Source organism: Flavobacterium ustbae, from assembly GCF_003946915.1.
Taxonomy (GTDB): domain Bacteria; phylum Bacteroidota; class Bacteroidia; order Flavobacteriales; family Flavobacteriaceae; genus Flavobacterium; species Flavobacterium ustbae.
Genome location: NZ_RPOC01000002.1, coordinates 274,307 through 299,693, shown reverse-complemented (window position 1 = coordinate 299,693; position 25,387 = coordinate 274,307). Strand labels below are relative to the sequence as shown.

Sequence of the window (25,387 nt, the reverse complement as noted above, 5' to 3'; positions counted from 1 at the left end):
GCTGACAGGAGATTCTGAAGGGTACGGTTTTTGTTTTTAAAACTGTAATTCACTAAATTTACAATACCAATTATATATTATGGATGATAATTTTTCACCAAGAGTAAAAGATGTTATTACGTACAGTAAGGAAGAGGCTCTTCGATTGGGTCATGACTTTATTGGTACAGAACATCTTATGCTAGGTATTTTAAGAGATGGTAACGGAAAAGCTATTCATATACTTAACAACCTAGCTGTCGATTTAGATCATTTACGCAGAAAAGTAGAAATACTGAGCCCAGCCAACTTGAGCGTTGAAGTAAATGCAGAAAAGAAAAACCTTCATCTTACCCGACAGGCCGAAAGAGCCCTGAAGACCACTTTTCTTGAAGCAAAAGTATTTCAAAGTTCATCGATAAGCACGGCACATTTGCTATTGTGTATCTTACGAAACGAAAACGATCCAACAACCAAGCTATTGAATAAACTGAAAATAGATTATGACGTAGCTAAAGAACAGTATTTAAATATGACTCCAAACGAAGAAGAATTCTTAGAAAACTTGCCAAGAAACGAATCGTACAATGACGATTCAGGACAAGATGACAGTCTTAAAGAAAGCAGTTTTAATAATCCCGCCAATAAGTCAAACAAAAAATCTAAGACACCAGTTTTAGATAATTTTGGGAGAGATTTAACAGAAATGGCCGAGGAAGGAAAACTAGATCCAGTTGTAGGACGCGAAAAAGAAATTGAACGTGTTTCTCAAATTCTAAGCCGTAGAAAAAAGAACAATCCGCTTCTTATTGGAGAACCTGGAGTTGGTAAATCTGCTATTGCAGAAGGACTTGCTTTACGTATTATCCAAAAGAAAGTTTCTCGTATTCTTTTCAACAAACGTGTTGTAACTCTAGACTTGGCTAGCTTAGTTGCCGGAACAAAATACAGAGGACAATTTGAAGAAAGAATGAAAGCCGTGATGAACGAGCTGGAAAAAAACGATGATATTATTCTTTTTATTGATGAAATCCATACTATTGTAGGTGCTGGAGGAGCAACAGGCTCACTTGATGCTTCAAACATGTTCAAACCTGCTTTAGCAAGAGGAGAAATTCAATGTATTGGCGCTACTACTCTTGATGAGTACAGACAGTATATTGAAAAAGACGGAGCTTTAGAAAGACGTTTCCAAAAAGTAATTGTAGAACCAACTTCTGTTGAAGAAACGATTGCAATCTTGAACAACGTAAAAGACAAATACGAAGATCACCATAACGTAACGTATACGCCAGAAGCTATTGAAGCCTGCGTTAAACTGACAAACAGATATATGTCTGAGCGTTTCTTACCAGACAAGGCGATCGATGCAATGGACGAAGCTGGTTCTCGCGTGCATATTACTAACATTGATGTTCCGAAACAAATTTTGGATTTAGAACGTCAGCTGGAAGAAGTGCGCGAAATGAAAAATATGGTTGTTAAAAAACAAAAATATGAAGAAGCAGCCAAACTTCGCGATGATGAAAAACGTATTGAAAAAGATCTAGCTTTAGCTCAAGAACAATGGGAAGAAGATTCTAAAAACAACCGTATTGAAGTTACAGAAGATAATGTAGCCGATGTTGTTTCAATGATGACTGGAATTCCTGTAAACAGAATTGCGCAAACAGAAAGCAACAAATTGGCACATTTACCTGAATTAATTCAGAATAAAGTAATTGGGCAAAATGAGGCAGTTCTAAAAATTGCACGTTCTATTCAGCGTAACAGAGCTGGACTTAAAGATCCAAACAAACCAATTGGTTCGTTTATTTTCTTAGGGCAGACTGGTGTTGGTAAAACACAATTGGCTAAAGTTTTAGCCAAAGAATTATTTGATTCTGAAGATGCTCTTGTTCGTATAGACATGAGTGAATACATGGAGAAATTTGCGATCTCTCGTTTAGTTGGAGCGCCTCCAGGATATGTTGGATACGAAGAAGGAGGTCAATTGACTGAAAAAGTTCGTAGAAAACCATATTGTGTGGTTCTTTTAGATGAGATCGAAAAAGCACATCCAGATGTATTCAATATGATGCTTCAAGTTTTAGATGATGGATATTTGACAGATAGTTTAGGTCGCAAAATTGACTTTAAAAACACTATCATTATCATGACATCTAATGTTGGTGCGCGTCAGTTAAAAGATTTCGGACAAGGTGTTGGATTCGGAACAGCTGCAAGAACAGCTCAAGCTGATGAAAACTCAAAAAGCATTATCGAAAACGCTTTGAAGAAAACTTTTGCTCCTGAATTCCTAAACAGAATTGATGACGTAATTGTATTTAATGCATTAGAAAAAGCTGATATTGATTTGATTATCGAAATCGAATTGAAAAAACTATATTCTCGTATTGCAGAGTTAGGCTACAAATTAAGTTTAACTGACAAAGCAAAAGCATTTATCGCTGAGAAAGGTTTCGACAAACAATTTGGAGCACGTCCTTTAAAAAGAGCAATTCAAAAATATGTTGAAGATTTGTTAGCTGAAGAAATCATTACTTCGAAAATACATTCTGGTGATGAAATCTGGATGGATTTAAAAGAAGATTCTCAAGAATTATCTGTTGAAATTCATAAAGCTGAAGAACCGACTAATCAATAAATTAGTCAAAAATTATAACACTAATAACTTGCCCGTTACGTTTTCATAACATAACGGGCATTTTTTTTTGTAAAAATCACTATCTTTAGTAAAAGCAAATAGCTATTTTTGAATTTTAATACTATAATAAAGAAACAATATATGCTTCAAAACAAAGTCATTTTAGGCAGCGAAGAATGGTGCTCATTTCCAGAACTAGGAATCCCGACAATCAAGGCTCGTGTGGATTCTGGCGCTAAAACTTCGGCAATGCACGCATTAAACATAGCTCCTTTTATAAAAAATGATGCCAATTGGGTTAAATTTGATATTAATCCGATTCAGAATAATATTAAAACTATTATTCACTGCGAAGCTCCGCTGGTCGATAAGAGAATTGTGAAAAGTTCTAGCGGTTTTAGAGAGCATCGCTACGTCATTCAGACCAGTTTAAAAATTGGCGATGCAAAATGGCCTATCGAAATGACTTTAACCAATCGCGATTCTATGGGTTTCAGAATGCTTTTAGGGCGCGAAGCTATGAGCGGAAGGGTTTTGGTAGATCCAGAACAGAAATACCTATTAGGACAGCCTACAGCAGAATCACTTAAAGAATTATATCAGAACTCTGAAAAAGCAAGTTCTGGCTTAAGAATTGGTGTTTTAGCCAGCAATCCAGAGCTTTACAGCAATAAAAGAATTATGGAAGCCGGCGAAATGCGCGGACACGAAATGCATTTTTTGAATATCAAAGAATGCTATATGAAATTGGATGCCAAAACTCCAGAAATTCATTATAGAGGCGGAAAGATTTTAAATCAATTTGATGCTATTATTCCGAGAATAAGACCGAGCATTACATTTTACGGCTGTGCGCTTACCCGTCAGTTTGAGGCTTTGAAGGTTTTTTGCTTGAATTCGGCAACTGCTATTACGCAATCTAGAGACAAACTATATTCCTTACAGTTACTTTTAAATAGCGGTATCGACATTCCGACAACGGGATTCGCCAATTCTCCGCTTGATACAGACAATTTAATTAAAATGGTGGGCGGTTCACCTTTAATTGTAAAATTATTAGAAGGAACGCAAGGAAAAGGCGTTGTTTTAGCCGAAACCAAAAAAGCTGCAGAAAGTGTTATTAATGCTTTTAAAAGTTTAAATGCTAACATCTTAGTTCAGGAATTTATTAAAGAAGCCAACGGAAAAGACATTCGTTGTTTTGTGATAGATGGAAAAGTAGTTGCAGCAATTCAGCGTGAAGCTATGCCAGGCGAATTTAGAGCTAATATTCACCTTGGTGGAACGGCTTCTGTTATCAAAATAACTCCTGAAGAGAAAAAGATCGCCATAAAAGCCGCGAAAGCAATGGACTTAAAAGTGGCCGGAGTAGATATTATTCGCTCTTCTAAAGGCCCGCTATTATTAGAAGTAAACTCTTCTCCAGGCCTTGAAGGAATCGAAGGCGCAACCAATAAAGATGTTGCCGGAGAAATGATTAAAGCGATTGAAAAGAATTTCAAATTATAATTAAGTTCATTTAAACTTAATTCAGCATAAATATTTTAGCAGCTTTGTCAAAGTTTTAAAACTTTGACAAAGCTTTTTTATTTAACTTTAAAATAAAAAATATGGCTTTTCCCTATCTAGATATTGTTTTAAGAAGTATCGCTGTTTATTTTTTCATGACAATTGCTTTGAGAGTATTCGGCAAAAAAGAGCTTTCCCAATTAAACACCGCCGATGTAATTCTGATTTTACTTATTAGCAATTCCGTTCAAAACGCTATGGTTGGCCCAGACACAAGTTTAATTGGAGGCTTGGTAGCCGCTTTGGTTTTATTCATCATCAATTACATTATAAAAAAACTGATCCGCAGATATAAAACTATTAGCGATTTACTATTAGATAAACCTCAAGTTCTAGTTCATGATGGGAAATTAGACTTTCAAACCTTAAGCAGACTCGATATTTCTGACGAAGAATTAAAAGAAGCTATGAGAGAACACGGCATCGAATATTTCAAAAATATAAAACTGGCCATGCTCGAAATTGACGGAACAATAAGTATTATTTCTGAAGATCAAAAAAATCTAAAACAGACGCATTATAAACGCAAGCATAATCGTAAAAACCTTCAAAAGTCTTGATACGGTATGCGATTAATTTTTAATAACCCTAACAGCTGCCATTCCATCAATAAAATTATCTGCTTTATCGTATTTTGGTTCAACAATTTCTTCGCCTTCTTTATTAATAAAACCGTATTTTCCATTTAGTTTAATTGCTGCAATTCCATCTTTAAAAGATTCGATCCAATCATATTTAACTGGAGAAATTTCTTTTCCTTCTTTATTAATCAGACCGTATTTATTATTCAATTTCATTTGAATCAGGTCATTATTTACAACCATGAAATCATATTTTACTGGCGCTATTTCTTTTCCTTCATTATCCAAAACGCCATATTTATCACCTAGCTTTACAATCGAAACACCATTCATAAAATAAAAATTCATATCGTACTCAACAGGAATTACCATTTTACCATCTTCATTAATCACTCCGTATTTACCATTAGATTCTACAATTGCAACGCCTTCTTTAAAATTCTGCACACGATCGTATATTGGTGGAATAATTTCTTTTCCGATCTGATCCACAATTCCATATTTAGCATTCAATTTTACAACAGCAAATCGATCCGAAAAATTACTTATCTCCTCATACTTTGGATTAATCTCATCACCTACAACATCTATAAATCCCCATTTTTCATTCTTTTTTACGGCAATTATTTCTGGAGACAACGTTTTTGTTTCTTCATATTTTTTAGTCAACAACACATCAGATGATTTAACCAAATAGTGTGGCTTGGTATTTTTATTATTGATTATAATCCAACTTTGTTTGTTTATTATCTTATCATTCGTACAGCGAACAACTTCTTTGCCTGTTTTGTCGACTAAACCAAATTTACCATTGAGCTGCACTACAGCAAAACCATTTATAAATGTCTCAAGACCGTCATACTTGCAAGGAACTATCTCTTTACCAGTTTGATCTACAAAACCATATTTAAAAGATGTATTATTAGATTGAGCAAAACTGTTTTGTACAGCCAGCAATAAAAACAGCAGGATTAATTTCTTCATACTAAAATATTAACTTCTTCAAAAATCGACAAAATATACTGTATTTACAAAAGCTTTTGTCGTTTCATTTTAAAACAAATTAAAATAAAAAAACCGATTTCAGATTGAAATCGGTTTTATATATTGGAATATGATTTATTTAAATAAACACACTTAAAATAAAGTAAACTAAACCTGCTAATAAAGCTGAAATTGGAATAGTCAAAATCCAAGCCCAGATTAAACTTACGGTAACTCCCCAGCGAACTGCAGAAACACGTTTTGTTAATCCAACACCAATAATAGATCCTGTAATGGTGTGTGTTGTACTTACTGGAATTTTTAAGTGTTCTGTAAAGTAAAGTGTTAAAGCTCCCGCAGTCTCTGCTGCAACACCTTCAAACGAACTTACTTTTGTGATTTTAGATCCCATTGTTTTTACAATTTTCCATCCACCGCTTAAAGTACCAGCTGCAATTGCAGAATAACATGCCAACGGAATCCATCCTGGCATAACACCTTTAATTCCAGCATCTTCATTTGGTAAAACCACATCAAGCCATTCAGCCATGTGTACACCTGGATTTGTATTGATATAAACTGCTACAGCTGCAGCAATAATACCCATTACTTTTTGAGAGTCATTTCCTCCGTGACCTAAACTAAATGCCGCAGAAGATAACAATTGCATTTTCTTTAAAGCAGCATCCGCCTGATGAAGATTTAAACTGCTGAATATTAAACAAAATGCACTAACAGTTAGAATAATAAAGGCTACTAAAAACCATTTAATATTATGAGAATCAAACACTACGCTCCAAAAATGAGATTCAAAACGAGGTTTACCATGCTCTAAAATTTCTTCGTAAGAAACCATTTGGTAGTATACGAAAACAATCGTAGCGATCATTAAAGCTACAGTAAAGATTTTAGGCCAAATATTTTTACGAGAAGCATTTAAAAGCCAGATCGAAATTAAATAAGAGGCTAATGCTCCAATTAATGGTGCCAAAACAATAAACGCAATAATGATAAGAACCCCAGACGGCATTCCGCCATCTTTTCCGGCTTTATACCAGCTTACAATTTCATACCAATAATGTGTTGCGCCATCTTCTCCAACATATCCAGAAAAACCATGAACTGCGATAGCATGCGCTACAGCCGCTCCAGCAAAACCTCCAATAAGTGTATGCGAAGAACTTGAAGGAATTCCTAACCACCAAGTCAATAAATTCCAACAGATTGCGGCAATAACTCCGGCTAAAATTACAACTAGGTTAATTTCCATGGTATGCGCTGTTTTAGCAACAGTATCCGCAACACCAAATCCGAAAACCCAATAAGCCAGAAAGTTAAAAAATGCTGCCCAGACCACGGCCTGAAAAGGTGTCAAAACCTTTGTAGCAACAACAGTCGCTATAGCATTTGCCGCATCATGAAAACCATTGATGTAATCAAAAATTAAGGCTAATACTATAATTAATATAAGTAGCGTCATAAAATTATAACTTCAGATTGAAAAAATTGAATTAAGAATGTTTTACAGAAATAGATTCTAGTATGTTCGCAACACTCTTACATTTGTCTGTTGCTGATTCTAAAACAGATAATACTTCTTTATATTTAATAATATTTTTAGCATCTGTTTCGTTTTCAAAAATTTCAAAAACTGCTTTGTTATATACGTTATCAGACTTGTTTTCTAGTTTGTTGATTCTAGCACAAGCTTCTTTAATAACATTGATATTCTTTAAGTTGCTCAACTCTTTTACCGCACTGTCAATGTTTTGACAAGCTTCAAGATTGATTTCTGTCATCTTTCTGATAGATTTTGTAATCTTATCTACTTGATACAGTTTCATACGGCTTGCAGCTCCGTGAAGGTAATCTGCAACGTTATCAATAGAAGTAATTAAAGTGTGGATGTCTTCTCTATCGAATGGAGTAATGAAATTTCTACTCAATTCTAAATTGGTCTGACGTGTAATGTCTTCTCCTTTTTGCTCTAATTCGTCAATTTTTTGAAAAAGAACTTCTCTTTCCTTTAATGGTAAATTTACAGCTTCGTGTAAGTTAGAAGCTAATTCAATTAAATTGCTTGAAGCTTCTTCAAAAAGTGGAAAGAATTTTTTGTCTTTCGGCACTAAAAATTGGAAAATACTGTTTATTGACATTGTTTTATTTTTGATAGCGCAAAATTACCTTCAATAACACGTTTCAGTGTTAAGCCATTGTTAACAAATCGTTTTCAATTTGAAAACTCTTTAAAAATAAAACCGTATTTTCTATGTCATTATGTAAGATTCTATCTTCTTTTACCAAAGGCACGATTTCTCTGTAGCTATTCAAGAACATTTCGATAAAATCGCTCGATTTTAGTGGCTCTCTATATGCAATTGCCTGTGACGCATTTAATAATTCTATTGCCAAAATACGTTCTAAATTGTCTAAAATTCGTAAGGCTTTTGTAGCACCGTTTGCTCCCATGCTTACATGGTCTTCTTGGCCGTTGCTAGAGACAATACTATCAATACTTGCCGGAGTTGCCAATTGCTTGTTCTGACTTGCGATACTTGCCGCTGTGTATTGCGGAATCATAAATCCTGAATTCAATCCTGGATTATCTACTAAAAAGGCAGGAAGATTACGCAATCCTGAAATTAATTGATACGTTCTTCTTTCAGAAATGCTTCCTAATTCTGCCAAAGCAATTGCCATAAAATCAAGCGCTAAAGCCAAAGGCTGTCCGTGGAAATTTCCTCCAGAAATAATCTGATCGGCTTCAATAAAAATATTAGGATTATCGGTAACCGAATTGATTTCTGTTTTGAAAACTTTTCGAACATAATCAATGGCGTCTTTTGAAGCGCCATGAACTTGCGGCATACAACGGAAAGAATACGGATCTTGTACGTGTTTCTTTTCTTGAGTGATAATTTCGCTTCCGTCCAAAAATTCAGTAATGCGTTGTGCGGTTACGATTTGCCCTTTGTGCGGACGAATATAATGGATCAATTCATTAAAAGGTTCGATTCTTCCGTCAAATCCTTCCAACGAAATAGTTCCGATTAAATCGGCTAGATACGAATATTTGTAAGCTTTAATTAAAATATGCGCTCCATAAGCACTCATAAACTGCGTTCCGTTTAATAAAGCCAAACCTTCTTTTGACTGCAAAACGATTGGTTCCCAGTTAAAATGTTCTAAAACTTCGGCAGAAGCTACTTTTTTTCCTTCAAAAAGTACAATTCCTTCACCTATTAATGGCAAAGACAAATGTGCCAAAGGAGCTAAATCTCCAGAAGCTCCAAGTGAACCTTGCGTATAAATAATAGGCAGAATATCATTATTATAAAAGTCAACTAAACGCTCCAGTGTTTGTAACTGAATGCCAGAATGTCCATAACTTAAAGATTGGATTTTCAGCAAAAGCATCATTTTCACAATCTCAGCTGGAACTTCTTCTCCTGTTCCGCAAGCGTGTGATTTAACTAAATTTTCCTGAAGTTTAGATAAATTTTCATTAGAGATTTTCACACTATACAAAGAGCCAAAACCAGTATTGATTCCATAAATTGGCGCTGTGTGCGATGCCATTTTTTTATCTAAATAATCACGGCATTTCTGAACATTGACTTTAGCCTCTTCAGACAATTCTAATATTTTATTCTGACTTAGAATTTCTTGTAAGGTTTCTAAAGTAATAGTTTCTGAACTTATATAATGGATCTCTCTCATGATGATTTGAAATTTTAAACGCCAAAATTCAACAAATCAATATTAAAAAGCAAAAAATTATCACAATAATTAAGATTTTAACAAAAGCCATTTAAATACTTTAAATTTCTTTTTGAACTAAAACTTTGTCTTTCGTTCCATTTTTAGATCATTTTGAATTAAAATTCAGTCTTTTGAACGGATTAAATCTTTAAAAACTACATTCCAAAATATATCAAAACATCAATTTAACATATCCTCTTTTAACAAATGCTCAATATTAAATTACGCAGATTTGAATTATTAAAATATTCGTAAAAAAGCTTTTCAAGTTTTTAACTCTTATAAAAAGCTGTACTTTTGAAAAATCAAAAATGAAAAGTAACAGCATAAAATATCATTCTACAATTATTACAGCTCAAACACGAGTTGCAATTGCTGCTACCATTATTTCTACTACAACAACTACTACCCCTTAGGGGTATACATTTTTACATATAATCCAGGTTGTCTATACTTTTTTCGCAAAAGAAGAAAGTTAATGGATACATAGAAAACATTTACAAAAAGAAAAAAAAACAATAGTAACCGTTTTCAGTTTCAGTTCACAGTCTATAATCTTTGAACCTTAGCAACTCAGAACCTTTACACCTAAGAAAAAATAAAATGAAAGTATTAAAATTTGGCGGAACTTCTGTAGCCAATGCTCAAAATATAAAACTCGTTCTCGAAATTGTTAACCAAAAAGCAAAACAAGACCAATTGGTCGTTGTTGTTTCTGCTCTTAGTAAAGTAACCGATTTATTGCAATCCGCAGCCGCAAAAGCAGCCGCAAACGACGAAAGCTTTAGAGAGGTTGTAGCCGAAATTGAGAAAAAACACCTTGATACTTTAAAAGAACTGATTCCGGTGAGCGAGCAAAGCAGTCTTTTAAGTCATGTAAAAAGAATCATCAACCATTTAGAAACTTTACTGGACGGCTGTTTTCTTTTAGGCGAATTGTCTCCAAGAACAGCTGATACTATTTTAAGTTTCGGAGAATTACTTTCTTCATTCATTATCGCTCAGGCATTTCAGCAATCTGAAAAAGAGGCTGTATACAAAGACAGCCGCGAATTAATAAAAACGGATAATAATTTCGGAAAAGCTGCTGTAAACTTCGAAGTTTCAAATCAGCTGATTAAAGAATACTTTGCTCAAAATAAAGCAAAAATCAATATCCTGCCTGGATTTATTGCACAGACAATTGACGGAATCACTTCGACCCTAGGACGTGGAGGATCTGATTATACTGCTGCCATTATCGCTGGAGCAATCGACGCAGAACAATTGGAAATCTGGACAGATGTAAACGGAATGTTTACGGCAAACCCGAAAATTGTAAAACAAGCGCAGCCAATTGCAAATATCTCTTACCAAGAGGCAATGGAATTGTCGCACTTTGGAGCAAAAGTTTTGTATCCGCCCACAATTCAGCCCGTTTTAAGAAAAAACATTCCGATTTTAATCAAAAATACTTTTGAGCCAGAAGCAGAAGGAACTTTAATTTCTGATGTGGTTTTATCAAAAGATACTGTTGTAAAAGGAATTAGCCATATTGATCATATTTCGCTTGTAACACTTGAAGGTCCGGGAATGATTGGAGTTGCGGGTTCGTCTAGACGTTTATTTGAAGTATTATCTCAGGAAAAAATCAACGTAATTTTTATTACTCAGGCTTCTTCTGAACATTCAATTTGTATCGGAATCCTGAATTCTGATGCCGATAATGCCGAAGCTGCGATCAACAAAGCTTTTGAAATCGAAATTTCGCAGAACAAAATCGATCCTTGTTATGTAGAAAAAGATCTTTGCATTATTGCTTTGGTAGGTGAAAACATGAAAAATCACCAAGGTTTAAGCGGAAGAATGTTCAGCACTTTAGGAAAAAACAACGTAAACATTCGTGCGATTGCGCAAGGAGCTTCTGAACGTAATATTTCGACTGTAATTAACGAAAGAGACGTTAAAAAAGCGTTGAATACCTTACACGAAAATTTCTTTGAAGAAAACACTAAACAGCTGAATTTATTTGTAATGGGAGTTGGAAATGTCGGTGAAAAATTCATCGAACAGATTCACAATCAGAGAAAATTCTTAAAAGAAGTTTTAAAAATTAACGTTCGTGTAATTGCTTTATCAAACTCTAGAAAAATGATTTTTGATGAAGACGGAATTTCTCTTAAAAATTGGGATGCCGCTTTAAGCGAAGGTGAACCAGCAAGTATTGAACAATTCATCAAAAAAGCGAAAGAATTGAATTTACGTAACAGCATTTTCGTAGATATCACTGCAAACGCAACAGTTTCTGAAGCTTACGAGAAATTCTTAAAAGAAAGTATTGCCGTTGTAACTTGTAACAAAATTGCGTGTTCTTCTGCTTACGACAATTATAAAAAATTGAAAAACTTATCTCGTCAATACAACGCTCCATTTTTATTTGAAACGAATGTTGGTGCGGGATTGCCAATTATAGATACTGTAAAAAATCTGATTGCATCTGGAGATAAAGTGCATAAAATCCAAGCGGTTTTATCGGGAAGTTTGAACTTTATTTTCAACAATTTTGACGAGAATAATTCTTTCCACGATGTCGTAAAAGAAGCGGGAGTTCAAGGTTTCACAGAACCAGATCCGAAAATCGACTTAAGCGGAATTGACGTGGCACGTAAAATCCTGATTCTAATTCGCGAAAGCGGTTACGAAATGGATATTGACGCTATTGCAAACGAATCGTTTTTACCAGCTGAATGTTTAGCAACAACAAACAATGATGACTTTTTTGCTTCGTTAATCAAACACGCTTCTCATTTTGAAAACATTTATAAAGAAGCTTTAGCAAAAGATTCAAGATTGAAATACGTAGCGCAATTCGAAAACGGAAAAGCAAGCGTTGGTCTTCAGTTTATTCCAAAAGATCATCCTTTCTATAATTTAGAAGGAAAAGACAATATCGTGCTTTTCTACACCGATCGTTACGTAGATCAGCCTTTATTGATCAAAGGAGCCGGAGCCGGTGCAGCCGTTACCGCTTCAGGAATTTTTGCTGACGTCATCCGTATCGGGAATGTGTAATATTATTGGCCACTAAGACACGAAGGCGCTAAGTTTTTAAGTTTTTTAAGCTCAGAAACTAAAATCTTAGAGCCTTTGCAATAAAAAATCTTAGTGTCTTTGAGCCTTCGTGGCAAAAAAAACAAAACTTTGTGACTTTGTGCCTTCGTGGCAAAAACCAAAAATATGGAAATAAAACTTTTTTGTCCTGCAACTATCGCCAATCTCTCATGCGGATTTGACGTTTTGGGACTTTGCTTAGACAATGCGGGTGATGAAATGATCGTTCGAAAATCAGATCAGAAAGGCGTTCGTATTACTAAAATCGTTGGTGCCGATTTACCGCTTGAAACCGAGAAAAATGTTTCGGGTGTGGCGGCTTTAGCGATGTTAGCGACTTTGGATGAATTGGATTTTGGTTTCGAAATCGAAATCTATAAACATATAAAAGCTGGAAGCGGAATCGGAAGCAGTGCGGCAAGTTCTGCCGGAGCAGTTTTCGGAATCAACGAATTGTTAGGAAGACCATATTCTCGTAAAGATTTGGTTCAATTTGCGATGCAGGGCGAAAAACTAGCCAGCGGAAATGCGCACGCCGACAACGTTGCTCCTGCCCTTTTAGGCGGATTCACTTTGGTAAGAAGTTATGCTCCGCTAGATATTATCAGAATCGACAGTCCGGAAGAATTATTCGCAACGGTGGTTCATCCGCAGATTGAATTAAAAACTTCTGACGCTCGTTCGGTTTTGAAACAAAATGTTTCCCTAAAAAGCGCCATCACGCAATGGGGAAATGTAGGCGGACTTGTCGCAGGTCTTTATACCAAAGATTACGAATTAATTGGACGTTCGCTTCATGACGAAATCGTTGAACCTCTTAGAAGTGTTTTGATTCCAGGTTTCGACCAGATCAAAAAAACCGCTTACGAAAACGGCGCTTTAGGTTCTGGAATTTCAGGTTCTGGTCCGTCGATTTTCGCTTTAAGCCGAGGAAAAAACACCGCCGACCAAATCGCCAAAGCCATGAGTGAAGTTTACGAAAAAATGAATTTACCGTATGAAATTCACGTTTCGAAGATTAATCCAGACGGTGTAAGAATTCTTTAATAGTAGTACTTAGTCGTTAGTCCCTAGTCCTTAGTCTGAAAGCTAAAGATTAAACTAAATACTAAAAAACTAAGCACTAAACAAAAAAAACTAAGGACTAAGGACTAAAAATCTAAGAACTAAAAAAACAATGAAATACTACAGTTTAAACCATAATGCCCCAAAAGTTTCTTTTCAGGAAGCTGTAATACAAGGATTAGCGAGTGACAAAGGATTATATTTCCCCGAAAGCATTACGCCACTTGATCCTTCATTTTTTGATAAAATCGAAAGTTTAAGTCACGAAGAAATTGCTTTTGAAGCGATTAAACAATTCGTAGGCGACGAAATACCAGAAGCAAAACTAAAAGAAATCATTGCCGAAACTTTGGTTTTTGATTTCCCGGTTGTGAAAGTCGAAGATGGAATCTATTCGTTAGAATTATTCCACGGACCGACAATGGCTTTTAAAGACGTTGGAGCGCGATTTATGTCACGCTGTTTGGGTTATTTCAACAAAGACAAAAAAGACGCTAAAAATACCGTTTTAGTAGCAACTTCGGGCGATACGGGCGGAGCCGTTGCAAGCGGATTCCTGGGTGTTGACGGCGTAGATGTTGTCATTTTATATCCGTCTGGAAAAGTGAGCGATATTCAGGAAAAACAATTGACTACTTTAGGGCAGAACATTAAAGCACTGGAAGTTGACGGTGTTTTTGACGATTGCCAGGATATGGTGAAAAAAGCGTTTTTGGACGAAACTTTGGCGCACAAAAACCTGACTTCGGCAAATTCTATTAATATTGCGCGCTGGTTGCCACAGATGTTTTATTTCTTCTTTGCTTACAAAGCGTTGAAGAGCCAAAACAAACCATTGGTTTTCTCTTGCCCAAGCGGAAACTTCGGAAATATCTGTGCCGGAATTATGGCAAAAAAATTAGGTTTGCCAATTGAGCATTTTGTAGCGTCTACAAACGTAAACGACACCGTACCAAGATTCTTAGAAAACGGAAAATACGACCCGAAACCTTCTAAAGCAACAATCTCTAACGCAATGGATGTTGGAAACCCAAGTAACTTTATTAGAATTCAGGAATTATACAATAATGATTTAAAAGCTTTCGAAAAAGATTTCTCTTCTTACAGCTACACAGACGAACAAACTCTTGAAGCCATGAAGAAAATCTACAAAACCGACGGTTATATCGCAGAACCTCACGGCGCTGTGGGTTATTTAGGTTTGAAAAAAGAGCTTGAAAAATTTCCTAATGCCCTTGGTATTTTCTTAGAAACCGCTCACCCAATTAAATTCTTAGACGTTGTTGAACCAGCGCTAGGAATTACGCTTCCGATTCCAACACAGATTGAGAGTGTTATTAATGAGGAGAAAGTTAGTGTGAAGATTGAGACTTATGAGGAGTTGAAAGAGTTCTTGGGGTAACTCTTAATTATATATCAAACGACTGAAAATTATTTCAGTCGTTTTTTTATCCAACAATATCTATTTTTCAAACAAGAAATTTCATTTTAATTATTTGACACAAATTAAAAATTGGCAAGAAAAATACATATATTTGAAAAGTAGGAAAAACAAAAATAGATCTTCGCATATCAATCTGACTTAATATGCATGAAGGTTTCTCTAGCCTATAAATTAGCAGATGAAGTATAAAAAGTATTTCACAATAAATAATGAACGATAGAATTCACAAAATTGAAAACGATGTACAGGATAGAAACTCTTATGCATGGAAAAAACTTTGCGAATATGTAGACAAAGTTGCCTACGAAAATAGAGAAGAATTTTCGCCATTCGATGAGCTTGGAAAAGAACTATTTTCTCAAATTCATACTTTACCAGAGAGTATATCAAAACTTAAAAAAGTAAAAAAGGTTTGGCTTTATGGAAGCAAATTAAAACGAATTCCGCCTGAAATTGGACAAATGGAATCACTTGAATACTTCGATCCATACACTTCTTATAACTTACATTGGTTTCCTTATGAAATTAGTAACTGTAAAAAACTAAAAGACAGTCGTGTAAGCACAAGAGCATTATTTGGAAACTACAAGAACCGAATGAGATTTCCTTTACTTACACATAATCCTGTTAGATACTTTGGAGATACTCTAAAATGTAGTATTTGTAATAAAGAAATCACTTATCAGCAAACAAATCAACTTTGGATAACTCTTCGTGTTGGGACAGACACTTTACCTTTACTCACTAATTTGTGTTCAAAGGAATGTGAAGACAAACTTCCTCAACCTGAAATTGGTTACGTCCACTTTGCACATAAAGGTGGGGCTGACTTAAAACAGCCGACAAATAAAGAATGGGAGAAACTTATGCAACAAAAGCAAGAGCAGCAAAAACAAAAAATTCAAAACGATAGTACACAAAAAGAAGAACCAAAACTATTAAGACTAATAAGAAAAATATGGGAGTGATAAAAATTTCTCTCAGCTAGCGCAAGCGCTTGCAAGGAAAAGTAAAAAAGTTTTACTTGAAATACCCGTTAGCGCAGATTTGCAATCTGTGCCCGTATAGTTGAATAAGCGCAATAGTTTAAGAGTTCAAAATAATTATTTCTTATTCATTTTCTAAGTCTGCACAATTCTTTGTCAAACTAAATAAAAGTAAAGTATAAAACTAAACTTTTTGTTTTTTGAGTTGTTAAAAGAATTACTTTACGGGCACGGATTGCAAATCCGCGCTATCGTTGCGGAGATAGATCTGCGCGATCGGGAACTTATGAGGAGTTGAAGAGTTTCTTGGGGTAAAAAACATATAAAGAATGATTAAAGCGAGTAAAAGTATTTTTACTCGCTTTTTTTATTGTATTACCATTAATTATTTTGAATTAATAAGTAAAAATATCCAGTACGGAAATCCATAAAAAATGGCAAGAAAAAATACATATATTTGAAAAGCAAGCAAACGAGTTAATAATAAACTTAAAAACCAATAATGAACTTAGAAGAACAAACTGAAAAATATGTAATAAAACTTATTTCCTTCAAATTTAAACCTGCTGTAGTTATTGGAGCGGAATATAATGGTAAGCGTGTTTTCTCGTATAGTAAGCCTTGTGATTCTAATATGAGAAATTCTTTGAGAAATAAGTTAAGAGAATTAGGTGATTTATACATCCAAAAAAATGGAAAGGGAAATCCAATTGGTAATTGTGCAGAAGTTAATGTCAGCCAAAAACTAATGATTGGAAATTCAACTATCCCTTTAGATAAAATAATATTTTCAACTCCAATTAGACCAAGAACAAAACAACCTGTTCCGATTTGCGATAATTGTAAACACACATTTGATAAATAATGAGTTACACAGTACTTGAACAATATAGTAGAGATATTGATTACTATATTTATAACGTTACATTGGGATTATTACATTTTGCCTCTGCAGGAGGAAGATTACCAAGAGTAATTGAGGCAAATGATATTGCAAATGAGCAATTACATGAAAATATTTCACAACTTCCATCTGATTTTAAATATATTACAAATCCTAATTTAAGTGAAATACTTGGATTAAATCAGTTACAATTAGAATCATACCTAACTGATTTTGTTGAAATTGCTAAAAAAGGAATATGCTCATTTGATAAAACTAATATTAATAATCCAGAAGACCAAACTTATCATTTGGTAGCTTGGCCTGAAAATGAAAGTGATAAGTTTTGGTGGCCATTTGATCTTCCCTTTCAAACTAATATCAATAATATTATTCTAAATAGATCAAAAATACCTTTTAGTGAAAATCCAAAAGAAAATTGGACATTTACATTGAAACTTGACTAAACTATAATGATGATACTTGCCTTCTTTAGAGCGATCGTCCCGCTCGTGAACGTAAAGTAAATCAAACCATTAAGCGAGCATAAGCGAGATACTCATGCTAGCACAACATCGAAAGACATCCAAATATGTGTATCTATCTAACATCGAAAGAAAAATTAAATTATAAGAATGCGGAGCACATTATTTCAGCTGGCTTAGGAGGAAAACTTAAGTTGCCTTTAGGGTATGTCAGCGATGAATTCAATAATATAATTTCTAAATCTGAGCAAGAATTTTTACGATCATCAATCATTTCTCTTCCGAGGCAAATTTCTGGACCTGGTAAAAGAGGAAGTCTAAATCCTAAAAGAGAAACAAAGTCCAAAATTTCAGTTTTTAGCGAACCTACGAAAGGTGAATGTTTTTCACTTGGTTATATTCAAATGAATAAACCATTTGAAATTCCTCATGTAATATTTAATCAAATCACTGGAGAAGTTATTTTTAATTTTCCAAAACAAAATTCTGAAGAAGAATTAAAGTTCTTTTTGAGAATATATCAAAAGCTAAAAACTTAAAAACTAGATTTATTAAATTTGCAACGCTTGAAAAGCATAAATTCATGTTGGGAATTAAAAGCGGAATTGAAGAAAATTATTCATGTTTTATTGCCAGTTATGATGGTAAAACCAATCCTTTCACACAAACTTTGGTAAGTGAAATTTCTAATGCTTTAAATAACTCGATTAGTCCGGTATTAGTAACTTCTCAAGTCAGAACACATCAATCAGCTAAAATAGATTCGAATTATTACAGATGTTGCGCTAAAATTGCTTTTAATTTTTTAGCCTTTTGTTCAGGGAAAGATTTCGTGCTAAATTCAAAATTCAATCCATTAAGAGATTGGATTGTTAATGGTGGTAAAAATGAATTTGTACACATTCTACATCCAAACAAAACCTCTACACTTAAATTTCCAGAAGATTCACATCAAATTATAATTTTTGTGCTTGATGGAAATTTAGTTGCAAGTGTTAAACTCTATGACAACTTCAATAATTTGGTAATACTATGCAGAAATTTTGATAAAAAATTTACGATCCAAGGACTAATTTGTGATTGGAAAAATGAGAAAGAATATGAATTTTATGAATATATCGCGTCATCAATTAAAGATGCTCCCCGCTAGCGCGAGCGTCTCGCTCGTGACCGCAAAAATAGGCAAAAGTGAACACTGAAACGGGCACGAGCGGGACGCTCGCGCTAGCATACGTGGAAAACAAATTTTTATTTTTTAGTCCCCCGCTCTACGAAGTATTGCGATCGCTGTGCGAAGTCTCCCGACTTTGCACCCGTTCCAATTGGACATAAAGCATCTATATTGGAAAGGAATATAGGTGCGAGTACAAAGTCAGGAGACTTCGCACAGCATAGGGTCCCCGCTAGCGCGAGCGTCTCGCTCGTGAACGCAAAGATTGGCAAACGTGAATATTGAAACGGGTACGAGCGAGACGCTCGCACTAGCATACGTGGAAAACAAATTTTTACTTCTTCGTCCCAACCAAATACAAAATCTTCGCAGGCCCGGATTTTACTTTTCCAACTTCCCAATTAAAACTTTCTTTATTATTAAGCTTAGAAATCAATTCGTTCATTTCATCAACAGAATAGGTTCTTAAAGACGAAACTACGCCATCCCACAAAACCAAAAGCGGTACGATGGGAATGAGATACGTAAAAATGATTCTGCCAATTTTAAACGGTCTGATAAAAGGCGTTGTCAGCAAAACACTAATCGGCGAAAAGATCATCGCCACAATACTCGGAACGCTTCTCTCCTGCCCTTCAAAAATTGCAATCGAACTGTTGCTGTCAATCGCATTCTGCAGAATCTGCTGTGCGTCTTTGGGTTTAAAATGATGAAAAGACAAGAATTGAGTTCTTAGTCCGTTGAGGTTTTGGGGAACGTTTCTCGCATCGACAGAAGTTTTGATGAAATCGAAATTATCAGCTTGTTTTTTCGTGTGTTCAAAAGCAGGAATGTTCGGGTAATAATCGGTAAGCAGAATTTTTAAATCGGGATTGTTTTTTCGCAATTCATTGTTCAGCCAAATCAGTCCGCCACCGCCACCCGAAGCAAGATCAGTAATCTGATTGGTTTGGCTTTCTTTTAAAGCTTTTTCAATTATGGGAACAATTCCTCGGTACAGCGCAGTTTTATTAGAAAGAAACTGCAAAAAGTCGGTCATGTAATTTCTAATGAATTCCCGAAGCCATTGCTGATCTTCAAACTCGAATAAATGTATTCTGCTCATACTTTATTGATTTTCGATTTAATACAAATTTCAATATTTTTTTTCAGATATTTCCTTAAAATTTCAGCATCTGCTGATTACTTTTTTTTGTAGTTTAGTTTTAATATTAAACTCAAAATAAAACCATGAACAAAATATACATTTTATTTTCGTTAATTGCTTTAACATCTTGCAAACAGGAAAATACAAACATCAAAGAAAATGAAGAACCAAAAGCATTGCAGGAAGAAGGCATAGGCTTAGGAAGATTTAAAAGCAGAGATAATTTAGTAGATAATTTATATCAGGAACTTGTAGATAAATCTCCCAAACTAAAAGCTTTAGAAGATGAATTGCACGCTTTAAATCCTAGAGATACTACTGCTATTTTTCACAATTATGATAATAAATCTTATAATTATTATGGTTCTGCCAAAGGTCAAATGGAAGGTATTAGAGACAGTATACTAAAAAAGAAAATTAAAAGTTTAATAGATAAAAGTTCAGACCAATATGGCTCTCAAAAAGCTGAATTAGAAAGTCTGGTGTCGACAATTGACGAGAAAAGAACTGAAATAACTAATTATCATACGGCTTTAAAAATTGTTTTAACCCTTCCTCTTATAGAACAATATCAAAAAGAAAATCTTCCAGAAAAATCTCCTTTTGAAAAAGTAATTGAAAAAGAAAATCAATTGCTTGAAAAAGTAAAACAAAATACTCCAAATTATTAATTGGACAACATATTATAACACATGATTACAAAAGCATTACTCGAAGACATTCCAGCATTAGTAACCTTAATTAATTCGGCTTACCGAGGCGAAACGTCTAAACAAGGCTGGACAACCGAAGCGCATTTACTAGAAGGAAAAAGAACCGACGAACCCGAAATGACCGATATTTTCCTTGATCCTAAAAATACAATACTCAAGTTTACTGAAAATGATAAAATTATTGGTTCGGTTTTATTGGTTGAAAAAGAAAAGCAATTGTATTTGGGGATGTTAACGGTTTCGCCAGAACTTCAAAACAGCGGAATCGGGAAAAAGCTTTTAGCCGAAGCCGAAAATCATGCTCAATCTTTGGGTTTATCGAGCATTGTTATGACGGTAATTTCGGCTCGTGAAGAATTGATTGCGTGGTACAAACGTCATGGTTATGCAGATACGGGAGAAAGAGAGGCTTTTCCGGAAAGCGAAATTCATGTTACGATTTCTGATACGCCTTTGGAGTTTATATTTATGGAGAAAAAGGTTTGAAGTTATGTCACAAAGATTCGCAGAGAATTACACAGAGATTCGCAAAGTTTTTTTTAATCGCGCAAAGTCGCGAAGACGCAAAGTTTATTAGTACGGTTACCGTATAGTTTGTCATCCCGACGAACGAGGGATCTCCGCGACAATATTCTACAAAGATTAACAATACTTTGCAGAGTTACTTGCGGAGATCCCTCGTTCCTCGGGATGACAAAAATGAGAATATAAATCTGTGAAAGAAAACTTGGCGTCTTTGCGACTTTGCGAGATTCTTTTAAGCACCAAGCTTAAATTATCTTATATAACTTATATGGTTTAAAAAACATCACAAAACAAGCTCCTCAAACAATCGATGAATAGTTTTCTCCAAATCCTGACACAAACCCGGATGAGGTCTTGAGGTTTGAATTGCAGAACTTCGAATGGCCGTTAACCATCGAAAACGTTCCGGAATTTCGAATTCAGCGATTGGACCGCCGTCTTTGGCTCCGTTGGCGATTTTTTGCAATGACGTTAAATTACATTCTAATTGTTCGATGTCAAAATCGGCAGAAAGGGCTTGTATTCTTTCTTTATTTAAATGAAAAAGGACTTTTATAAATTTGGCTCTTTTGCAAAACAAAATGATTCCGATATTTAGGAATTCTTCGCGCTCTACCCTTGGCACAACACGAATCACAGCATATTCGTATAAGTGATTATCTTGCATTTTTCGCCTGATTTACAAATATTTCTGAATTGGCTAATCGTGTTTTTAAAAACTGTAAATACACATTTCTTAAATTTTCCGGAGTTTCATCTGCATCTTCCCACTGCAGCCAGTCTAACGGAATCGTATTTACAATTTCTTCTAAAATTTCTGGAGTTAAAATCGCTTTAAACTCGGCATCAACTTCTTTTAAAAGTGACGCTTGTGGCAATAAAACGTGATCTTTTATCAACGCAAACGGACTTTTAGCGTGCTGTTCCCAGTTGTTCCAGGAATGATGAAAATACAAACACGCTCCGTGATCGATCAGCCATAATTCTTTATGCCAGATCAGCATATTGGTGTTTTTGAATGTTCTGTCAACGTTCGTAATATAGGCGTCTAACCAAACGATTTGCGAAGCTAGTTTGGCATCGACAGTCGTTACGGCAGGATCAAAAGTAATTGCGCCAGATAAAAAATGTAGCGCCAAATTTAATCCCTGACTTCCTTGCAGTAAATCTTGAATTTCTTCGTCGGCTTCGGTTCTTCCGAAAGCTTCGTCGAGATTGGCGAAAACTAATTCTGGCAGTTGCAGTTTTAAGGCTTTTGCGATTTGTCCGCCTACTAATTCGGCGATTAATGCTTTTACGCCGTGACCGGCTCCTCTGAATTTTAATACGTATTTAAAGTCGTCATCGGCTTCTGCTAAGGCTGGTAAGGAACCGCCTTCACGCAGTGGCGTTATGTAACGCATGACGTTTACTGTTCTTAGATCGAAGTTGTTTTTCATTTTTTTTAAAGGTTCAAAGATGCTAAGGTACTGAGTTGCTATCCCGAAGCTTCGGGACTAATCTTTGACATTACAAACTTAATAAATTTAACCGCAAGGGACGCTAAGGTTTACGCAAAGAGCGCAATTTTAAACCATATAAGTCATATAAGAAAATTTAAAAAGAACTAAATAAATCACGCAAAGTCGCGAAGTTTTTGTTTTTATGCTAGGAGCGCAATTTTAAACCATATAAGTTATTTAAGAAAATTTAAGCAGAACTAAATAAATCTCGCAAAGACGCGAAGTTTTGGTTTTGCCACAGATTAAATGGATTAAAATGATTTTTTTATTTCACACTCCCGATAGCTATCGAGATTTCAAATTAAAGCAGATTAATTAAAAAATTATCTGTTCAATCTGCTTAAATCTTTTTAAATCTGCGTGAAATAAAACTTTGCGTCTTTGCGACTTTGCGAGATTAAATCGTCTAGTATTAAAAAAAACTTTGCGAACCTTGCGTTCCCGATAGCTATCGGTATTGCGTGCTTTGCGGTTAAGCTAAACTCAGAAAAGCTTTTCCTAAATACTTAATAATCGTCGAAGCTGTAAAAGACTCATAACCAAATTTTGGTAATGCCAAATCTGCTGTTAAACCGTGGAGGAAAACCCCGATTTTAGAAGCGTATTTAGGTTCGTAACCTTGTGCCAAAAGGCTCGTCAGGATTCCGGTTAAGACGTCGCCGCTTCCTGCTGTGGCGAGGGCTGCGTTTCCGCTTGTGTTTTCGTAAACTGATGTTCGGTTTATAATGTAGGTCGGTGCGCCTTTCATGACGACAATGACTTTGTATTTTTCTGAAAATGCGATTGTTTTCTGGAATTTCTCGGATTCTGAATTCCATTTTCCGATTAAGCGTTCTAATTCTTTTAGATGCGGTGTGAGAATGGTGTCTTCGGGAACTAATTCTAACCAAGAAATATTTTCTGAAATAATGTTTAAAGCATCGGCATCTAAAACTAATGGTGCTTTGTTTACTCTTAAAAATTCAAATAAAGCTTTTTGTGTGCCGAGTTCTTTTCCTAGACCAGGACCGATTCCGATGGCTTGCGGAATTAACGGAAGATGAATATTGGTGATGAAATTGGTATTTTCATCGGTTACGGTCATAACTTCCGGAATCGAGATTTGAAGGATTTGATAACCGCATTTTGGGATGAAAGTCGTTACGAGTCCGCAGCCTGTTTTTAGGCAGGATTTTGAGGCCAAAACTGCTGCTCCTATTTTGCCGTAACTTCCCGCAATAATAACGGCGTGACCTTGTGTTCCTTTGTGTGCTTTGGAATCTCTAGGTTTATAGAGTCTTAGAATTTCTTCTTTGTCGATTAAATACGGTTCTTTCATTTTTTTATTTTTTTTAAGTCCCAAAGATTTTTTAAGCTAATGCTTGTCTTTTTTAATCGCGCAAAGTCGCAAAGACGCAAAGTTTTTTCTTCTTTTTTATAAGGTCTTTCGTAGAAAACTTTGCGTCTTCGCGTCTTTGCGAGAAATTTTCAGCACTACAAATTAAAGTTACATAAAAAATTGAAATACTAATTCTTCTTTTTGAAACCGTGTACTCTAGCCCAGATTGAAGTGAAAAGCCCGGAGTAAAAAAAGCAAAAGTTTCTTGTTCTAAAAAAGCGACCAAAGGAAGCTCTTTTTAGAGCATTAGAAACTTTGCTTTTTTTATGAGGACTTGTAACGAAAAGCTGGAATAGCTCCTAATTATTGCGAAATTTATAATTTAAGACATTCTAATTCGATATTTTTTGAATAAATTTGCAAAACAATTTTATAAAACAACACAATGAAAAATACTGCGCTTACGCACATACATGAAGGTTTAGGGGCTAAAATGCTTCCTTTTGCGGGTTATAATATGCCTATTACTTATGAAGGGGTTAATGCTGAACACGAAACAGTTCGTAACAGCGTGGGAGTTTTTGACGTTTCGCATATGGGTGAATTTTTGTTGACGGGTCCAAATGCTTTGGCTTTGATTCAGAAAGTGACTTCAAATGATGCTTCTACTTTGACTGTTGGAAGAGCGCAATATTCTTGTCTTCCAAACAACGAAGGCGGAATTGTGGACGATTTGATTATTTATAAAATGAAAGAAGAGCAGTATTTACTGGTTGTAAATGCTTCGAATATTGAAAAAGACTGGAACTGGATTTCATCTCACAATGATCTGGGTGTTGAAATGAAGAATATTTCTGATGATTACTCTCTTTTGGCAATTCAGGGACCAAAAGCGGTTGAGGCTATGCAGTCTTTGACTTCTGTTGATTTGTCTGCTATTACGTATTATCATTTTGAAGTGGGTGATTTTGCAGGAATCGAACATGTAATTATTTCTGCTACAGGATATACTGGTTCTGGCGGATTTGAAATTTACTGTAAAAACAATGAAGTAGAACAAATCTGGAACAAAGTATTTGAAGCTGGAGCATCTTACGGAATTAAACCTATTGGTCTTGCTGCACGTGATACTTTGCGTCTAGAAATGGGATTCTGCCTTTACGGAAATGATATTAATGATACTACTTCTCCACTTGAAGCTGGTTTAGGATGGATTACAAAATTCACAAAAGATTTTACGAATTCTGAAGCGCTTAAAAAACAGAAAGAAGCTGGCGTTACAAGAAAATTAATTGCTTTTGAAATGCAGGAGCGCGCGGTGCCAAGACATGATTATGAGATTGTTGATGCTGACGGAAATGTAATCGGAATTGTAACTTCTGGAACTATGTCGCCTTCTATGAATAAAGGTATTGGCTTAGGGTATGTTACTGTTGCAAATAGTGCTGTAGATAGTGATATTTTTATCAGAATCAGAAAAAATGATGTTCCTGCTAAAGTGGTAAAACTGCCTTTTTATAAGAAATAATTCTTTTT

General features: G+C 35.1%; 22 protein-coding genes. 14 read left to right on the top strand and 8 right to left on the bottom strand.

Annotated features, from left to right (window positions below; all coding sequences use genetic code 11):
• Window positions 1-79: 79 nt before the first annotated feature.
• The 3 genes from EG814_RS05240 to EG814_RS05230 all read left to right on the top strand — a co-directional run bounded on the left by EG814_RS05240 (window position 80) and on the right by EG814_RS05230 (window position 4,755).
• Complete coding sequence (locus EG814_RS05240; RefSeq protein WP_125719623.1) at window positions 80-2,626, top strand: ATP-dependent Clp protease ATP-binding subunit; 2,547 nt, start codon at window positions 80-82, stop codon at window positions 2,624-2,626.
• 141 nt (window positions 2,627-2,767) lie between these two features.
• A complete protein-coding gene (gene rimK, locus EG814_RS05235; RefSeq protein WP_125719621.1) occupies window positions 2,768-4,135 on the top strand; it encodes a 30S ribosomal protein S6--L-glutamate ligase in 1,368 nt (455 codons plus the stop codon).
• A gap of 101 nt (window positions 4,136-4,236) precedes the next feature.
• Window positions 4,237-4,755: a DUF421 domain-containing protein gene (locus EG814_RS05230; RefSeq protein ID WP_125719619.1), complete on the top strand. Its 519-nt coding sequence runs from the start codon at window positions 4,237-4,239 to the stop codon at window positions 4,753-4,755.
• 12 nt (window positions 4,756-4,767) lie between these two features.
• On the opposite strand, the gene EG814_RS05225 is transcribed toward EG814_RS05230, so the two are convergent.
• From EG814_RS05225 to hutH, 4 genes are all read right to left on the bottom strand, one after another.
• A complete protein-coding gene (locus EG814_RS05225; RefSeq protein WP_125719617.1) occupies window positions 4,768-5,760 on the bottom strand; it encodes a WG repeat-containing protein in 993 nt (330 codons plus the stop codon).
• A gap of 139 nt (window positions 5,761-5,899) precedes the next feature.
• Window positions 5,900-7,240: an inorganic phosphate transporter gene (locus tag EG814_RS05220; RefSeq protein WP_125719615.1), complete on the bottom strand. Its 1,341-nt coding sequence runs from the start codon at window positions 7,238-7,240 to the stop codon at window positions 5,900-5,902.
• A gap of 31 nt (window positions 7,241-7,271) precedes the next feature.
• Window positions 7,272-7,916, bottom strand: a complete 645-nt coding sequence (locus tag EG814_RS05215) for a DUF47 domain-containing protein (RefSeq protein WP_125719613.1) — start codon at window positions 7,914-7,916, stop codon at window positions 7,272-7,274.
• A 49-nt stretch (window positions 7,917-7,965) separates the two neighbouring features.
• On the bottom strand, window positions 7,966-9,480 hold the full coding sequence (hutH, locus tag EG814_RS05210; RefSeq protein ID WP_125719611.1) for a histidine ammonia-lyase: 1,515 nt from the start codon (window positions 9,478-9,480) through the stop codon (window positions 7,966-7,968).
• Window positions 9,481-10,125: 645 nt separating this feature from the next.
• Here hutH and thrA point away from each other — a divergent pair.
• From thrA to EG814_RS05170, 8 genes are all read left to right on the top strand, one after another.
• A complete protein-coding gene (gene thrA, locus EG814_RS05205; RefSeq protein ID WP_125719609.1) occupies window positions 10,126-12,573 on the top strand; it encodes a bifunctional aspartate kinase/homoserine dehydrogenase I in 2,448 nt (815 codons plus the stop codon).
• A gap of 165 nt (window positions 12,574-12,738) precedes the next feature.
• Window positions 12,739-13,659, top strand: a complete 921-nt coding sequence (locus EG814_RS05200) for a homoserine kinase (RefSeq protein WP_125719607.1) — start codon at window positions 12,739-12,741, stop codon at window positions 13,657-13,659.
• Between the two features lie 130 nt (window positions 13,660-13,789).
• Entirely contained in the window at window positions 13,790-15,079 is a 1,290-nt protein-coding gene (thrC, locus tag EG814_RS05195) for a threonine synthase (protein ID WP_125719605.1), read from the top strand.
• Window positions 15,080-15,330: 251 nt separating this feature from the next.
• Window positions 15,331-16,089, top strand: coding sequence for a hypothetical protein (locus EG814_RS05190; protein WP_206430286.1), 759 nt, complete (start codon window positions 15,331-15,333; stop codon window positions 16,087-16,089).
• 520 nt (window positions 16,090-16,609) lie between these two features.
• Window positions 16,610-16,972, top strand: coding sequence for a hypothetical protein (locus EG814_RS05185; RefSeq protein WP_125719603.1), 363 nt, complete (start codon window positions 16,610-16,612; stop codon window positions 16,970-16,972).
• Window positions 16,972-17,457 carry a hypothetical protein gene (locus EG814_RS05180; protein ID WP_125719601.1) on the top strand — a complete coding sequence of 162 codons (486 nt, stop codon included), beginning with the start codon at window positions 16,972-16,974 and terminating at the stop codon, window positions 17,455-17,457. The genes EG814_RS05185 and EG814_RS05180 overlap by 1 nt, the downstream gene beginning before the upstream one ends.
• Before the next feature lie 125 nt (window positions 17,458-17,582).
• Entirely contained in the window at window positions 17,583-18,014 is a 432-nt protein-coding gene (locus tag EG814_RS05175; protein WP_125719599.1) for a hypothetical protein, read from the top strand.
• A 44-nt stretch (window positions 18,015-18,058) separates the two neighbouring features.
• Complete coding sequence (locus tag EG814_RS05170; RefSeq protein ID WP_125719597.1) at window positions 18,059-18,625, top strand: hypothetical protein; 567 nt, start codon at window positions 18,059-18,061, stop codon at window positions 18,623-18,625.
• 355 nt (window positions 18,626-18,980) lie between these two features.
• Here EG814_RS05170 and EG814_RS05165 read toward each other — a convergent pair whose 3' ends face one another.
• On the bottom strand, window positions 18,981-19,751 hold the full coding sequence (locus tag EG814_RS05165; protein ID WP_164515277.1) for a hypothetical protein: 771 nt from the start codon (window positions 19,749-19,751) through the stop codon (window positions 18,981-18,983).
• Window positions 19,752-19,876: 125 nt separating this feature from the next.
• On the opposite strand from EG814_RS05165, the gene EG814_RS05160 reads away from it, so the two are divergent.
• Both EG814_RS05160 and EG814_RS05155 read left to right on the top strand, forming a co-directional pair.
• On the top strand, window positions 19,877-20,464 hold the full coding sequence (locus tag EG814_RS05160; RefSeq protein WP_125719595.1) for a hypothetical protein: 588 nt from the start codon (window positions 19,877-19,879) through the stop codon (window positions 20,462-20,464).
• A gap of 21 nt (window positions 20,465-20,485) precedes the next feature.
• Window positions 20,486-20,992 carry a GNAT family N-acetyltransferase gene (locus EG814_RS05155; protein ID WP_125719593.1) on the top strand — a complete coding sequence of 169 codons (507 nt, stop codon included), beginning with the start codon at window positions 20,486-20,488 and terminating at the stop codon, window positions 20,990-20,992.
• Between the two features lie 322 nt (window positions 20,993-21,314).
• On the opposite strand, the gene EG814_RS05150 is transcribed toward EG814_RS05155, so the two are convergent.
• From EG814_RS05150 to EG814_RS05140, 3 genes are all read right to left on the bottom strand, one after another.
• Entirely contained in the window at window positions 21,315-21,698 is a 384-nt protein-coding gene (locus tag EG814_RS05150; RefSeq protein WP_125719592.1) for a DUF3037 domain-containing protein, read from the bottom strand.
• On the bottom strand, window positions 21,688-22,470 hold the full coding sequence (locus EG814_RS05145) for a HipA family kinase (protein WP_125719590.1): 783 nt from the start codon (window positions 22,468-22,470) through the stop codon (window positions 21,688-21,690). The genes EG814_RS05150 and EG814_RS05145 overlap by 11 nt, the downstream gene beginning before the upstream one ends.
• Before the next feature lie 535 nt (window positions 22,471-23,005).
• Complete coding sequence (locus EG814_RS05140) at window positions 23,006-23,851, bottom strand: NAD(P)H-hydrate dehydratase (protein WP_125719588.1); 846 nt, start codon at window positions 23,849-23,851, stop codon at window positions 23,006-23,008.
• Between the two features lie 445 nt (window positions 23,852-24,296).
• On the opposite strand from EG814_RS05140, the gene gcvT reads away from it, so the two are divergent.
• Window positions 24,297-25,379 (top strand): glycine cleavage system aminomethyltransferase GcvT, encoded by a 1,083-nt coding sequence (gene gcvT, locus EG814_RS05135; RefSeq protein ID WP_125719586.1) that lies wholly within the window; start codon window positions 24,297-24,299, stop codon window positions 25,377-25,379.
• The last annotated feature ends 8 nt before the right edge of the window (window positions 25,380-25,387 follow it).

What these genes read in the sequence shown, in the direction of transcription:
- EG814_RS05240 (WP_125719623.1), top strand. Translation starts at nt 80, where the DNA reads ATGGATGATAATTTTTCACCAAGAGTAAAAGATGTTATTACGTACAGT.
- gcvT (WP_125719586.1), top strand. Translation starts at nt 24,297, where the DNA reads ATGAAAAATACTGCGCTTACGCACATACATGAAGGTTTAGGGGCTAAA.
- EG814_RS05170 (WP_125719597.1), top strand. Translation starts at nt 18,059, where the DNA reads ATGTTGGGAATTAAAAGCGGAATTGAAGAAAATTATTCATGTTTTATT.
- EG814_RS05140 (WP_125719588.1), bottom strand. Translation starts at nt 23,851, where the DNA reads ATGAAAGAACCGTATTTAATCGACAAAGAAGAAATTCTAAGACTCTAT.
- EG814_RS05200 (WP_125719607.1), top strand. Translation starts at nt 12,739, where the DNA reads ATGGAAATAAAACTTTTTTGTCCTGCAACTATCGCCAATCTCTCATGC.
- EG814_RS05155 (WP_125719593.1), top strand. Translation starts at nt 20,486, where the DNA reads ATGATTACAAAAGCATTACTCGAAGACATTCCAGCATTAGTAACCTTA.
- EG814_RS05165 (WP_164515277.1), bottom strand. Translation starts at nt 19,751, where the DNA reads ATGAGCAGAATACATTTATTCGAGTTTGAAGATCAGCAATGGCTTCGG.
- EG814_RS05225 (WP_125719617.1), bottom strand. Translation starts at nt 5,760, where the DNA reads ATGAAGAAATTAATCCTGCTGTTTTTATTGCTGGCTGTACAAAACAGT.
- EG814_RS05190 (WP_206430286.1), top strand. Translation starts at nt 15,331, where the DNA reads ATGAACGATAGAATTCACAAAATTGAAAACGATGTACAGGATAGAAAC.
- EG814_RS05150 (WP_125719592.1), bottom strand. Translation starts at nt 21,698, where the DNA reads ATGCAAGATAATCACTTATACGAATATGCTGTGATTCGTGTTGTGCCA.
- hutH (WP_125719611.1), bottom strand. Translation starts at nt 9,480, where the DNA reads ATGAGAGAGATCCATTATATAAGTTCAGAAACTATTACTTTAGAAACC.
- EG814_RS05145 (WP_125719590.1), bottom strand. Translation starts at nt 22,470, where the DNA reads ATGAAAAACAACTTCGATCTAAGAACAGTAAACGTCATGCGTTACATA.
- thrC (WP_125719605.1), top strand. Translation starts at nt 13,790, where the DNA reads ATGAAATACTACAGTTTAAACCATAATGCCCCAAAAGTTTCTTTTCAG.
- EG814_RS05180 (WP_125719601.1), top strand. Translation starts at nt 16,972, where the DNA reads ATGAGTTACACAGTACTTGAACAATATAGTAGAGATATTGATTACTAT.
- EG814_RS05230 (WP_125719619.1), top strand. Translation starts at nt 4,237, where the DNA reads ATGGCTTTTCCCTATCTAGATATTGTTTTAAGAAGTATCGCTGTTTAT.
- EG814_RS05175 (WP_125719599.1), top strand. Translation starts at nt 17,583, where the DNA reads ATGTGTATCTATCTAACATCGAAAGAAAAATTAAATTATAAGAATGCG.
- rimK (WP_125719621.1), top strand. Translation starts at nt 2,768, where the DNA reads ATGCTTCAAAACAAAGTCATTTTAGGCAGCGAAGAATGGTGCTCATTT.
- EG814_RS05215 (WP_125719613.1), bottom strand. Translation starts at nt 7,916, where the DNA reads ATGTCAATAAACAGTATTTTCCAATTTTTAGTGCCGAAAGACAAAAAA.
- thrA (WP_125719609.1), top strand. Translation starts at nt 10,126, where the DNA reads ATGAAAGTATTAAAATTTGGCGGAACTTCTGTAGCCAATGCTCAAAAT.
- EG814_RS05220 (WP_125719615.1), bottom strand. Translation starts at nt 7,240, where the DNA reads ATGACGCTACTTATATTAATTATAGTATTAGCCTTAATTTTTGATTAC.
- EG814_RS05160 (WP_125719595.1), top strand. Translation starts at nt 19,877, where the DNA reads ATGAACAAAATATACATTTTATTTTCGTTAATTGCTTTAACATCTTGC.
- EG814_RS05185 (WP_125719603.1), top strand. Translation starts at nt 16,610, where the DNA reads ATGAACTTAGAAGAACAAACTGAAAAATATGTAATAAAACTTATTTCC.